Origin of the sequence: Streptomyces sp. NPDC057137 (genome assembly GCF_042670825.1) — a bacterium.
GTDB lineage: Bacteria > Actinomycetota > Actinomycetes > Streptomycetales > Streptomycetaceae > Streptomyces.
On record NZ_JBHUUW010000019.1, the window covers coordinates 21669 to 34634 of the forward strand.

A 12966-nucleotide genomic window follows, 5' to 3' on the forward strand; every position below is an offset into this window, starting at 1 on the left:
GAGGTCCTTAGCTGGTCGAGATATCAGTGGGGGCGCTGTCGTGGGGATTCGCGGGGGTGTTGACGTCCAGACCTGGACCGAGGAGCCAGGTGGCGATCTCGCGGATCGCGCCGGCGCCGCCGGGGGTCGTCGTGACGGCGCGCGCCGCCGCGCGCACCGCGTCGTGTGCGCTCGCGACGGCCACCGGCCAGCCCGCGAGCGCGAAGCACGGAAGGTCGTTGACGTCGTTGCCGACGTACAGCACCCGCTCGGGTGTGACTCCGTGCTCGTCGCACCACTGCTTCAGTGCGAGGTCCTTGCGGTCGATGCCGTGGAGCACCGGCACGCGCAGCTTGCGGGCGCGTGCGGCGACGACCGGGTTCTGCTCGGTGGAGAGGATGAGCAGTTCCAGGCCGGCGCGGCGGAGGGCGGCGATACCGAGGCCGTCACCGCGGTGTACGGCGACGGTCTCGCGGCCCTCCGAGTCGACGAGCACCCGGTCGTCGGTCTGGGTGCCGTCGAAGTCCAGGACGACCGCGTCGATGTCGGCGCGGCCGGGGAGCGCGGGGGTGTCCAGGAGCGGCGCGAGGGCGCGGGCCCGCTCCAGGTCGTGCGGGTCGTCGATCTCCAGCACGCGCTCGGGGTCGGTGCTCACCAGTTCGGTGCGCCCGAAGAATCGGTGTCCGGCCTCGCGGAAGCCGTCGGCGCGCATCGCGTAGGCGGCGCCGGTCTCCAGGAACTCCTGGGGGCGGTCCTGCCTGCGGGGCCGGTTCGACTTGTCGTGGTTGACGCCGAAGCCGTCGTTCTCGGAGCGCCAGATGAAGCCGTGGGTCGGCGCGACGGTCAGCGCGCTGTCGGCGCCGCCCTCGGTGACGGCGGACACGACGCCGTCGAGGTCGCCGGGGGTGATGAAGGGGCTGGTGCACTGCACGAGCAGGACCACGTCGGTGCGGTGCGCGGTGCCGCGCATCGCGCCGTAGGCGTCCATCGCGTGCAGGACGGCGGCCTCGCTGGTCGCGGTGTCGCCCGCGATGGCGGCCGGGCGCAGGACGACCTCGGCGCCGGCGGCGCGGGCGGCGTCGGCGATGGCCGAGTCGTCCGTGGAGACGACGACGTCGGTCACCTGCCGGGCGGCCCGGCAGGCGAGCACGGCGCGTACGACGAGCGGGACACCGCCGACCTGGGCGAGGTTCTTGGCGGGGACGCCCTTGGATCCACCGCGGGCGGGGATCACGGCGAGGACGGTCATGGACGGGTCTCCTTGGTTCACTGCGTGCTGTTGCTGCGCCGGGTGACCGGCCGCCGCGCCGGGCGGCGTGTGCTCGGCCCAGCCGGACCAGCCGTAACCGGCGAGTACGTCGGCCGGGAGGGGCCGACGGCGTACGCGAGGGCCGGGGTTGGGTACGGAGGTCGCGCGGTCGGCGGACACCGACCTGTCGGCCGCCGACGAGGGCTCGCCGCTCGCGGCAGTCCCGGCTGCCTGCGCGTCGTGCGGCCCGGGCGCGGAGCCCGCAGGCACGCCGCCCGCTGCCGCCGCAGCGGCGGAGACGCCGGTCGCCGACTCGCCGCTCGCCGCGCTCGTGCCCGGCGGGGGCGGCGTCACAGGTCGCCCATCCGGCGGATCACCGGGGCCACGCGCTGGACGCCGTGGCGGTAGGCGCCGCGGGCCGCCGCGCGGACGGTGTCGCGGACCACGCGGCGGACGCCGGTCGCGCCGGCCGCCGTGGTGCGGCTGGACGCCGTCAGCGGGTGGCCGTCGGGCGCCAGGTGGTAGCGGGCGAGGAGGCCCGGCAGATAGCCGGGCGCGGTGGTCGCCGTGTAGTACGGGGTGATCGGCGGCAGTTGGCCGTCGGCGAGCAGCTTCGCGACACGCTCGCGGGCCGAGTCGAACGCGGAGGCGTAGCTGCCGTCGGCGGCGACGCCCTGCCGGTCCGCCCAGACGGCGTCGGCCTTCGGCCGCTGCCCGCCGTCGAGTTGGTCCCAGGAGGCGAGGCAGCCGGAGCCGATGAAGTGGTGGTTGCCGAGCGGTTCGCGGATCCCGAGGTCGGTGAGGATCGCGGTGGGGATCCGCCGGTGCAGGGACTCCAGCGCGGCGGTGGAGGAGACGGTGACGAGCAGGTCGGTGCCGTCCAGGACCTCGCCCATGTTCCCGTACACCAGGCGGAAGTTGGGCGGCAGGCCGCCGGGTACCTTCTCGGCGAGGCGCTGGTACGGGAACTCCTCGACGTGCGTGGTCTGCTCCCCCACGCGGCTGCGCAGCTTGAGCAGGACCTCGCGGCGCGGGTGCAGTCTCGCGTGCTCGATCAGCCGCCGCAGCAGGTACGCGCGGTCGGCGCGGGTCAGCGGGACGGACGGCTGGGCCGCGAAGACGACCGTGTCCCTGCCCTCTTCGGGGGTGTAGCGCGCACCGCCGAGGAAGGGCAGCGCGGCCTCGGTCACGGAGTCGGACCCGGCGCCCACGCCCTCGTACACCGCGCGGAAACGCTGGGCGTCGTGGCGGGAGTTGGCGAGGACGATGTCCGCGCCGTGGCGCAGCAGGAGTCCGTCGGACAGCTTCTCGTAGACGACGCCGACGTAGCCGGTGACGAGGGCCGGCCGGTCGGGCAGGTCCAGCGCGGATATCCCGTGCAGCATCGCCTGGACGGCGCCGCCGACCAGGGCGAGGACGACGACGTCGTACGTCTCCTCGCGCAGGACGTCCAGGAACTCCGTCCCGGTCATCTCGCGCAGCGCGTCGGCCTCGGCTCCCACCTCCTCCAGCTGACGGGCGGTGGGCGTCGCTCGTCCGCGCAGCAGGAAGCCGCTGAGCTCGATGTCGCGGTCGTCGGGTGCGATGCGGCGCGCGGTCAGCGCGCCCCACTTCCACCGTGTGTCGGAGTCGGCGAGCACGGCGACCCGGACCGCTTTGCTGGTACGTGATGGCACGTGTTGGACGTTAGGAAGGCATTCCGATTGGCGGCCCAACGCAACAGCAATAAAGGGTTAACAGAGGGTCGACAGCGAGCGAAATGGCCCAGGAACGGCCCGGGAACGGCCCTGGTTAACCATTCCGCCATCCGTCGTTCACCTCGCATCCTCGCGGATGTCGGAACGAATGCCGGGCCGCCGCCTAGCGTCACCGGGGTGGTCAAGCTCTCTGTTGTCGTGCCGTTCTACAACGTGCAGACATACGTCCCCGAAACCCTTCGAAGCCTCGCCGCGAACACCAGGGAGGATTTCGAGTTCCTGCTCGTCGACGACTGTTCGACCGACGGGACCCTGGAACTTCTGCGGCGGGCGGAGCGCGAGCTGCCCGGCGCGGTCCTGCTGAGACACCAGAAGAACGGCGGACTGGCCACCGCGCGCAACACCGGTCTCGACGCCGCACGCGGTGAATACATCACCTATCTCGACGGCGACGACTGGGCGGTGCCGGGCTACTACGAGCAGCTGCTGGCCACCGTCGAGGCGCTGGGCTGCGACTTCGTCCGTACCGACCATGTCCAGTTCACGGGCCGGGCCCGCACGGTGCACCGTGTCCCGGTGGGCCCCCGCGGCGTGGTCCTGAAGCCGCGCGAGACGATCCTGCCGGCCGACAAGACCACGTCGGTGGATTACGCGTACGCCTGGGCCGGCATCTACCACCGGCGGCTCGCCGACCGGGGCCTGCTGCACTTCACGGACGGGCTGCGGACCGCCGAGGACCGGCCGTGGATCTGGCGGCTGCACCGCGAGGCGGAGTCCTTCGCGGCCGTGGGGCTGCTCGGGATCTTCTACCGGCGCGGCGTCGCCTCGTCGCTCACGCAGATCGGCGACGTACGCCAGCTGGACTTCATCCGCGCATTCGACCAGGTGATCGAGGAAACAGCGGCGGACCCCGAGGGCGAGCGTTTTCTCCTGAAGGCCGTACGAACATATCTGGCCATCATTTCGCACCACTTGGGGGCGAAGGAACGGTTCGAACCGGCCGTGGCACGGAAATTGCGCACGATGAGCGCCGCCGCCATGAAACGGCTGCCGCAGGACGTACTGAGAGAAGCGCTGAACTCGATGGACCTGGACCGTTCGACCCAATTGCGCAGGCTGCGCAGGCGCCAGGGCACGACCGGGAAGGCGGCGGCCTGATGAGCACCCTCTCCCCCGCTCGTACGACGCGTGTCTTCTACGCCTCCACCCTGTACGGCGCCGCCACCCTGGCCGCCGCGCTCGACGCCGGGCTGTTTCCGGCCGTCGACCGGACCGTCCTGGTCGTGAGCAACAACGCCGGTACGCCCGAACTGACCCCGGCCGTGCATGAGATGCCCGGATTCGAGGGGCTGCGCCACCGCTTCGACGACGTGCTGTCGTGGAACGAGACCATCGCGCCGTTCCATCCCGGCGGCTGGGTGCCCCGGGAGGACGACCTGCCGATCTGGGAGCGCCATCTGCGCCTCGCCTGGGGCCTGGGCGACGACGCGGTCGAGCTGGTCCTCGAATCGATCCAGGTCAGCCCGGCGCTCACGCTCGCGGAGATCTTCACGGCCGCCCGGATCGAGGTGTACGCGGACGGGCTGATGAGCTACGGCCCCACCCGCAACCGGCTCGACCTCCAGGTCGGCGCGCGCATACGCAGGCTGCTGCACCTCGATCTCGTACCGGGTCTGGTGCCGCTGCTGCTCACCGAGTTCGGGGTCCCGTCCGAGACGGTGCCGACCGCGGACTTCCTGCGGGTACTCGACCAACTCGCCCACAGCGCCGACAGCTCCGACAGCGACAGCGACGGGGACTTCTGGACTCCCGACGTACCGCCCGCCCTGCTGCTCGGACAGTACCTGTCCACGCTCGGCCTCATCACCGAGCGCGAGGAGGAGGAGCTGCACATCCGGATGCTGCGGGGTGTGGTCGAACTCGGCCATACGCAGGTGGTGTTCAAGCCGCACCCCACCGCTCCGGCCGTCTGGTCGCGGCGGCTGGAGGAGGAGGCGGCGAAGCTCGGCGCCCGGTTGACCGTGCTGGACAGCCCGGTACTCGCCGAGGTGCTGTACCGGCGGCTGAAGCCGGCCCTGGTCGTCGGCTGCTTCTCGACGGCGCTGTTCACAGCGTCGGCGTTCTTCGGCATCCCGGTGGCTCGCACCGGCACGGACATGCTGCTCGACCGGCTCACCCCGTACCAGAACAGCAACCGCGTACCGGTCACGCTCGTGGACGCGCTCGTCCCGCCGCTGGACGACGACGGTACGTACCGGCCCGAGCCGCACCCCGCCGAGCTGGTCGCGGCCGTCGGTTTCGTGATGCAGCCGCAGCTGCACCCGGGGCTGCGGGCGGCGACGGAGACCTTCCTGGCCGGGCGCCTGGACCCGCACACGCTGCGGTACTTCAAGCGGCGCCGGCTGACCACGCTCGGGCTGCCGGGCGCGGTCGGCCCGCAGCTCGTCCGTATCCCGCAGAACGCGGCGGCGCAGCGCGTGGTGCGCCGCGCGAGGCGGCTGCGCCGGGCGGTACTACGGCTGCGCGCGTAGTCAAGGCCCTGAGACGGCGCGCGTAGTCAAGACCTTGCGACGGCGCGCCTAGGTGCAGCAGCCCGATATCACGCCCATCACCCTTTTGGACGATAGTGAACTTTTGATCCATTTGGTGGTACTTCGCAGAAAGTTGCGTTCTCAACCGCTTCTGCCGCGTTGATAGCCACGTGGAACCACGTGAACTCTGGGATCGGAACAGCGTCCTCGCCGAGGCCTTCTGCGCCAGCGACGAGCAGGTGCGGCAGGCCCAGGCCGTACTGGACGAGGCGCAGGCGGAGCGGAGCCGTACGCTCGCCGCTTTCGCGGTCACCGTCGGCAACGACGGGGCCGTCGCGGATCTGATGGGTCTGCACGAGCGCGAGGTGCGGATCGCGCGGCGCACGGTGGGCAAGAGCGACGCGCGCAGCGTCGCCGAGGAGCTGCTGGACCGCTACCCGCAGGCCCACACGCAGCCGATTCCGCAGGCGCAGGCGCCTGCGGCCGCCGCGACGCCGCCCGTACAGCAGCCGTCGGAGGAACCTTTCTCCGAGCAGGCGTACCAGCAGCAGGTCCCCCGGGGCACTCCGGCGGAGGTGCACCTGCCGCACCCCCGTACCGAGAGCGGCGGCCCGCTCCAGGAGATGGCCCAGCACCAGGACTTCGCCTCCCCCGTGCTCCACGCGTCCGAGGCCGAGACCAACCCGGTCGTCTGGTCGGCCAGCATGGACTCGGTGCTGCTCTGGAGCTGGCAGTCCGGCCTCGACCTCCAGACGGTGGCGGGCGAACTAGGCCTGGACATCCGGGCGTTGCTGCTGCGCGTCCAGGCACTGGCCGACAACGGGATGCTGACGCCGTCGGCCACCCAGACCGCCGAGGCGAACCGGGCGGGCCGACACCGCAGACACCACGAGGAGGCGTACGCGGCGCTGTTCAGCCCCACCGCCACGTTCCCCACCCCGGTGCACTACTGACGGGGCGTCAGCCCGGCCCGGAGGGGGGTCAGTACCCCAGGATCCCCCGCAGGTCCGCCGCGTTGGACTGCGTCACCTTCCACAGCTCCTGCTGCCTGCCGTGCACATCGGCCACCGACCCCGCGTGGTCGTCCAGCAGCCCCAGGGCCCGCTCCGTGAGCAGCGCCCCGAGGTTCTTGTCATGGACCGAGACACCCCACTCGGGACGGTCGATGTCGGCCAGGAAGTACGCCATCTTCGGGTGCGAGATCAGCGAGATGATCGGCGTGCCGCAGCCGAACGGGATCATCCCCGCGTGGCCGCGCATCCCGATGACCAGCTTCGTACGGGCGTAGGTGTCCCTGATCGCGTCGTTGTCGAAGTCGTACATCGGGATGACCGGCAGCGAGACGTTGTGCTCGCGCCGCAGGTCGAACGCGATCTTCTCGTCGTCCAGCGAGTGCGCCACGCACTGGACCTCGGTGTGCGCGCCCAGCGCCCGTACCGCCTTCGCCATCTCGGCGAGGAAGTGGTCGTAGTCGTGGCCGAAGCGCAGCCCCGCCCGGTCGTACGCGGCGTTGATCATGACGGTGTTCTCGCGCTGCCCGGGGGCGGGGTCGGTCCAGCCGTCGATCAGCTGCCGGGTGACCGTGGTCGGGCAGGGCTGGAAGCGCACCTTGTCGTGGAGCGAGGTGGGCAGCAGGGAGCGGACCTTCTCGATCGAGCCGTGGTTGCGGAGCGCGAAGAAGGCGCTGCGCTCGACGAGTTGGCGCAGGGAGGAGTTGAAGCGCCCGGCGCGGTAGGACTGGCCGTCGAAGGCGTTGAAGCCGACCGCGTACACGACGATCGGTACGTCGATGCCGTTCAGGTGCTCGTCGGGGACGTTCCACTGCCAGGCGCTGTTGCCGTTCGGCGCGGTGTCCGGGATGAAGAGTCCGCCGCCGCCGATGACCAGGCCGCGCCGCTCGTTGACGCGCTTCAGCGCGGCCTTGTCGAAGAGACGGTGGGCGTGGATCGAGTGCCAGCGGGCCGGCCCCGTCTCGGTGTCGGCGCCGCCGTTCGCGCCGGTGCTGGTGCCGACCGAGAGGCGTACGGACTCGGGCAGCAGCTTGTCGCCCGCGTTGCCCTGCTGCGGCATGTAGAAGGCCACATGGGCGAGTTGGTCCTCGGGCGCGCCCTCACGCGGGGCCGGCAGGTCGTGGCCCTGGGTCCGCAGCCGCATCAGCCGGTTGGACCGGTGCGTGGGGTCGACGGCCAGGCCCCGCATCGCGTACTCGTGCGCCGCCGTGTCGTCGCCGTGGATCCAGGCGATCTGCGCGAGCCGCCCGAAGGACGTCGCGGCGCGGACGGGCGAGCCCGCCGCGAGGTGCAGCTGGACCTTGGCCTCCTCGTACCGGGAGACGCTCATCAGGGCGTGTCCCAGCACCTCGTGCGGCCAGGTGTCGTCTACCGGGATGTGCACGCTGCCGAGGATGTCGGCGGCCTCCTGGAACCCGCCCGCGTTGATGTGCGCGTGGGCGACCTTGCGGGCGCTCTCGACGTCCCCGGTGAGCGCGACGTGCTCGGTGCCGTACTTGACGACGAGATCGTGGTGCATGGTGCCGGACACGGCCATGTACGCGGCGTAGAACTCCGCGTCCGTCAGGTCGAATTCGCGCCAGCGGTCCTCCGCCTGCGTGTATCCGGCCTCGCCGCCCTGCCACGGCTTGTGGCGGCCGGTGAAGTGCAGGATCGCGGTGTCGTCGGGGACGGGCTTGTCGCCGGAGAGCCGCCGCTTGACGAAGTTGTAGCGCGAGTCGAGCTGGACGAAGTCGCCGTCGAGCACGGAGTTGAGGATGCCCTGGTCGTGCTTGTCCAGCTCGTAGTCGCCGCTGCGTCCCGTGGCGTCGATCCGCGCGCAGAACTCGTCGCTCAGGTACTCGCGCTGGATGACCAGCAGTCCGCTGTTGAGCTTGTGCTGCCCGTAGAAGAACTGCGGTACGGCGGCGAGTCCCTCGCGCAGCTGGAGCAGCTCGCCGAGGTCACCGAGGACCACCATGTCGGTGTCGAGGGTGATGATGGTGTCGTAGTCGCGCAGCCGGAAGACGTCGAGGATGAAGTACGCCTTGCGGACCAGGTAGTTCTCCTGGTCGCCCTTCTCGTAGCCGTCGTAGCGCGCGGCGTCGACGCGGTGGAAGCGCACCCGCGGGTGCAGCGCCCGGATCGAGGCGACCGACTGGGGCCGCAGGTCGTCGTGGAGGACGATGAAGTCCTCGCACACACCGGGGTTGGACAGCGCGAGGCTGCGCAGCAGCGCCAGGAAGCCGTCCAGATAGTTCTCGTCGACGAAGGACGCGAAGGCCAGACGTCGTTTGCCGGTGAGGGCGTTGGCGGACAGCGGCGCGCTCACGGCGGGCCCGGCCGGGGCGTGGGGGGTGGCGGTCATCGCAGGGAGATCCTCGTGTCGGTCACGCTCTGGGCGCGTTCCATGACCCACGCCTTTTCGCTGGTGTACTCGTGCACGGACGTGATGGGCATCCGCATCGCTTCCTTGAGGCGGTAGGCGCCGCTCTCGTAGAAGTCGAAGCCGATCAGGTCGAGCTTCGGGCTGGCGTCCAGGAAGTCCAGCAGCCAGAGCATGTTGAAGCCGCTGGTCGGGATGGCGGGCCACGCGTCGTTGCCGACGCGGCCGATGTTGCGCAGCGGCCAGCGCAGCGACTCGTCGTTGACGTAGGTCTGGGCGCCGGGCACGAGGCGGTTGCGCAGCGAGTTCTTCCAGTCGCCGCTGAGGCCGCCGAAGACCAGCCGGGTGGTGACCTTCTGGTCCCAGTTGAAGCCGTGCTTGTGGATCGAGGCGTGGATGTCGGTCCGCCTGCCGGTGGCCGGCGCGTCGATCTTGTACGAGTTGAAGCGGACCACCAGGTCGTACGCGTCGATCTCGGCCCCGAGCGAACCGCGCCCGACGCTCTGCGAGTTGGCGATCAGGCAGATGGACTTGCCCGCGATCTGGTTGCGGAACTCGCCCAGGGTGAGCCACTGGACGTCGCCGAAGGTCGGGTCGGGGACCGGGCCGCGCTGCCGGTTGCGGCGCATCTCGCCGTAGAGGGCGGCGAGTTGGCGGGTCTCCTCGATGGGCCCGCCGTGGGCGAGGCGCAGGTCGAGGTACTGCCCGATGGACACCTGAAGGTCCGTCACCGGGCTGCCGTCGCCGCGCATCGCGAGCAGCGCGCCGATCAGCCGCGCCTCGGCGCCGGCGCGGTCGCCCGCGTCGTGCAGCGCGACGCCGTCGGCCCAGATGTCGGTGGCGGGGCCGTCCGCGTACACCGACGCCTGCGGGCAGCCGCGTTCGAGCAGCCGCAGCAGCTCGTCCTGCTGCTCACCGGCGCTGTGCAGACCGGCGATCCGGGGAGCGACGCCGAAGCCGTCCTCCTCGGTCAGGGCGAGATAGCGCTCGTACGCGGCGATGGTCGCGGGCTCGTCGCCCATGGCCTCCAGCGTGCGGGCGCGCAGCCGCCAGCCGGCCCGCGAGTTCTTGCGCTGGGTCAGCACGGCGTCGCTGATCAGCAGCGACAGCTTCAGCTCGTCGCCGTACCCGCACTCCAGGGCCTTGTTGCCGACGGCCAGCAGCGCGTCCAGCAGCTCACCGCTCAGCGACCCGGTCGGCCCTGCGACCACTTTCTTGGCCGCACGCCGGATGAGCGGCGTGGTGGCGGGCGCGGCCTGGGCGCTCTCGGCGGAACCGGAGGCGTGGGCGGCGAGCACGAGGCGCAGCTTCTCGGCGAGTTCACCGCGCTTGCGGTCGAGGCTGCCGACCATCTTCCCGCTGTGCACGGCGCAGGCGCGCAGACACACGTCAAGCTCTGTCGGCGTGATCCGGTCCCCCCGACCCGGGACTTGCCCGGCTCCGTCGGGCGGCCCGGCAGGGCTGTCCCCGTCGCGCGGCCTGAGCCATCGGTTGCGGACCTTCGTCATGGTGCTCCCAGCGTCTGTCTGCCCGCGATCAGGTTGCGGGTCGGCGACAGGCTAGGAAACCCGCGCGACGGGAAGGTGAACTGACTGCGTCGGCAGGAGGAACGAGTGGAGCCTGAAAAATGGGCGCGCGGGATTGGACGGGATTGCGCGGGATATGAACCGCTGGGTACGGGTTCGGGCCCACCGCGCGGCGCGGGGCGAGGTCCGGCTGGGGCCGGAGTCGTACCTCGCGATTCCGGCACCGGCAGCGGGGTAGCCGTAGCGCGACCGTGCCCGCCTCTTCGGAGGGAGAGGCGGGCACGGTGCGGTGCGGCGGTCGTACCGCGGGCTAGCTCTTCACGTACGGCGACTCCGACTCCGCCGCGGGCTGCTCGGGCTCGGGCTCGGCTCCGGCCGCGGCGGCGGGCGCCGGCGCGGGGCCGCCCTCGCTGAGGCCGTACCGCCCGTGGAACTTCCGCAGCAGGGGCGGCGCGTACCAGGCCGAGCGGCCGAGCAGGCGCATAGCAGCGGGGACGAGCACACCGCGTACGGCGACGGCGTCGATGAGGATCGCCAGTCCGCTGCCCAGGCCGAACATCTGCATGAAGCTGACCTTGGCCGTGCCGAAGGCGAAGAAGCTCACCGCGAGCAGGCACGCCGCCGCGGTGACGATACGTCCCGTGTGGCCCAGGCCGTTGGTCACGGCGGACTCGTTGTCCTCGCCCTCGTCGTGGAGTTCCTTGATCCGGCTGGTGACGAACACCTCGTAGTCCATCGAGAGGCCGAAGGCGATGACGAACATCAGCACCGTCATCGACGCTTCCATCGGCTGCGGTGTGACGCCGAGCAGGGAGGCGAGGTTGCCGTCCTGGAAGATCCACGTCATGGCGCCGAGGGTCGCGCCGAGGCTGATCACGTTGAGGACCAGTGCGCGCAGCGGCTGCACGACGCTGCCGGTGAAGAGGAAGAGCAGGATGAAGGTGGTGACGGCGACCAGGGCCAGGGCGATCGGGATCTGGCCGCTGATGGAGTCCTTGGAGTCGACCAGTTCGGCGTCGGTACCGCCCACCAGGGGCTCCGCACCGGCGGGGGCCTCGACCGTCCGCACGTCCTTGACCAGGCTCTGGGCGTCGTCGGACTTGGGTTCCAGGTCGCTCACCACGTTGAGCCGCTGCGCGTCGGGACGGCTGAGGGCGGCGTTGCCGGGGGCGGCGCCGGGGCCGGGCGCCGCGGGCTTTCCGTCGACGTAGGTCCCGGTACCGGCCTCGACGCGTACGACACCGTCCAGCCCGGACAGTTCCGCGGCGTACGACTCCAGCGGGGCCTTGGCCACGGCCTTGTCGAGCACGACATGGATGGCCGCGTCGTCGTTGCCGTTGAACTTCTCCCGCAGCACCGACGAGACCTGGCGGCTCTCGGCGTCCTCGGGCAGCACCCGTTCGTCCGGTGTGCCGAGGGTGATGCCCAGCAGCGGGCTCGCCGCCAGCAGCAGCACCGCGAGCACGGGCAGCGCGGTGATCGCGGGGCGCCGCATGACGGTGCGGGCCAGCCGTCCCCACAGGGGTGTACGGGTGTCGACGCGCGCCTTCTTGGCCCACGGCAGCCGCCCGTTGTTGACCTTGTGGCCGAGGACGACGAACAGCGCCGGCATCACGAACAGGGTGCTGACGGCCGCGATGGCGACGACACCGACCCCGGCGTAGCCGAACGAGCGGAGGAAGTACTGCGGGAACACCAGGAGCGCGGCGAGCGCGACCGCCACCGTGGCGGCGGAGAACGCGACGGTACGGCCCGCGGTGCGCACCGTGTGCCGTACGGCGTCGTCGACGCTCGACCCCGTCGCGAGCTGCTCCCGGAACCGGCTGATCATCAACAGGGCGTAGTCGATGCCCAGTCCGAGGCCCAGCGCGGTGGTCAGGTTGGTCGCGGAGTTGGAGACGTCGGTGGCGCTGCCGAGGAGGGCGAGTTCGGCGAACGTACCCGCGATGGCGATCGTGCCGATGACCAGCGGCAGCAGGGCCGCGACGACGCTGCCGAAGACGACGAGAAGCAGGATGAGCGTCAGCGGGACGGCGATGGCCTCGGCCAGCAGGAGGTCCTTGGGCACCTGCGTCGACATGTCGGCGCCGACCGCGGTGCCGCCGCCGGCCTGGATGGTGAGCCCGCCCTCGTACTCGCCCTTGTACTTGTCGATGATGGTCTTGGCGCGCTTCTCCTGCTCGGTGGTGTCGCCCTTCACATGGGCGAGCACCATGGCCTCGCGGCCGTCCTCGGAGCGGAGGTCGGGGCTGTCCGTCTCCCAGTAGGAGATGAGGTTGTCGAGATCCTTCTCCGCCTTGAGGTCGGCCATGAGTGCCTGGCCGCTCTTGTCGGCGGCCGGACTGTCGACACGGCCTTCCCCGGCGCGGACCAGCAGGATCAGGTTGGTCTCCCCGCCGAACTTCTCCTCGATGACCTTCCCGGCTCGGCTGGACTGGGAGGCCGGGTCGTCGTAGCCGCCCCCCTTCAGCACACTGAACGCGCCGGCGCCGACGGCGCCCATGAGGGCCACGGCCACGGCGGCGACGACGAGTACAAGCCGGGCCCGGCGAATGGCCAGTTCGGCTATGCGTTCAAACACGCGCACGTTCTCCTTCTGGATGTTCACG

General features: G+C 71.0%; 8 protein-coding genes. 3 read left to right on the forward strand and 5 right to left on the reverse strand.

Translation table 11 applies throughout. From position 1 onward, the window contains the following. Positions 1 to 7 precede the first annotated feature (7 nt). A complete protein-coding gene (locus ACFT9I_RS17710) occupies positions 8 to 1228 on the reverse strand; it encodes a cytidylyltransferase domain-containing protein (protein WP_382565319.1) in 1221 nt (406 codons plus the stop codon). 350 nt (positions 1229 to 1578) lie between these two features. Next, the gene (locus ACFT9I_RS17715; RefSeq protein ID WP_382565166.1) at positions 1579 to 2904 is read right to left on the reverse strand and encodes a DUF6716 putative glycosyltransferase; all 1326 of its coding nucleotides are present in this window, start codon (positions 2902 to 2904) and stop codon (positions 1579 to 1581) included. Positions 2905 to 3102: 198 nt separating this feature from the next. Between ACFT9I_RS17715 and ACFT9I_RS17720 the strand changes: the two genes are divergently transcribed. From ACFT9I_RS17720 to ACFT9I_RS17730, 3 genes are all read left to right on the forward strand, one after another. Continuing rightward, on the forward strand, positions 3103 to 4083 hold the full coding sequence (locus tag ACFT9I_RS17720) for a glycosyltransferase family 2 protein (RefSeq protein ID WP_382565168.1): 981 nt from the start codon (positions 3103 to 3105) through the stop codon (positions 4081 to 4083). After that, positions 4083 to 5456 (forward strand): polysialyltransferase family glycosyltransferase, encoded by a 1374-nt coding sequence (locus ACFT9I_RS17725; RefSeq protein ID WP_382565169.1) that lies wholly within the window; start codon positions 4083 to 4085, stop codon positions 5454 to 5456. Before ACFT9I_RS17720 ends, ACFT9I_RS17725 begins: the two co-directional genes overlap by 1 nt. Positions 5457 to 5626: 170 nt before the next feature. Continuing rightward, positions 5627 to 6409: a hypothetical protein gene (locus tag ACFT9I_RS17730; RefSeq protein ID WP_382565171.1), complete on the forward strand. Its 783-nt coding sequence runs from the start codon at positions 5627 to 5629 to the stop codon at positions 6407 to 6409. A gap of 28 nt (positions 6410 to 6437) precedes the next feature. On the opposite strand, the gene ACFT9I_RS17735 is transcribed toward ACFT9I_RS17730, so the two are convergent. The 3 genes from ACFT9I_RS17735 to ACFT9I_RS17745 all read right to left on the reverse strand — a co-directional run bounded on the left by ACFT9I_RS17735 (position 6438) and on the right by ACFT9I_RS17745 (position 12938). Continuing rightward, the gene (locus ACFT9I_RS17735) at positions 6438 to 8813 is read right to left on the reverse strand and encodes a glycosyltransferase (RefSeq protein WP_382565173.1); all 2376 of its coding nucleotides are present in this window, start codon (positions 8811 to 8813) and stop codon (positions 6438 to 6440) included. Then, positions 8810 to 10219 carry a hypothetical protein gene (locus ACFT9I_RS17740; protein ID WP_382565174.1) on the reverse strand — a complete coding sequence of 470 codons (1410 nt, stop codon included), beginning with the start codon at positions 10217 to 10219 and terminating at the stop codon, positions 8810 to 8812. Before ACFT9I_RS17740 ends, ACFT9I_RS17735 begins: the two co-directional genes overlap by 4 nt. Positions 10220 to 10667: 448 nt before the next feature. After that, entirely contained in the window at positions 10668 to 12938 is a 2271-nt protein-coding gene (locus tag ACFT9I_RS17745; RefSeq protein WP_382565176.1) for an MMPL family transporter, read from the reverse strand. Positions 12939 to 12966 lie beyond the last annotated feature (28 nt).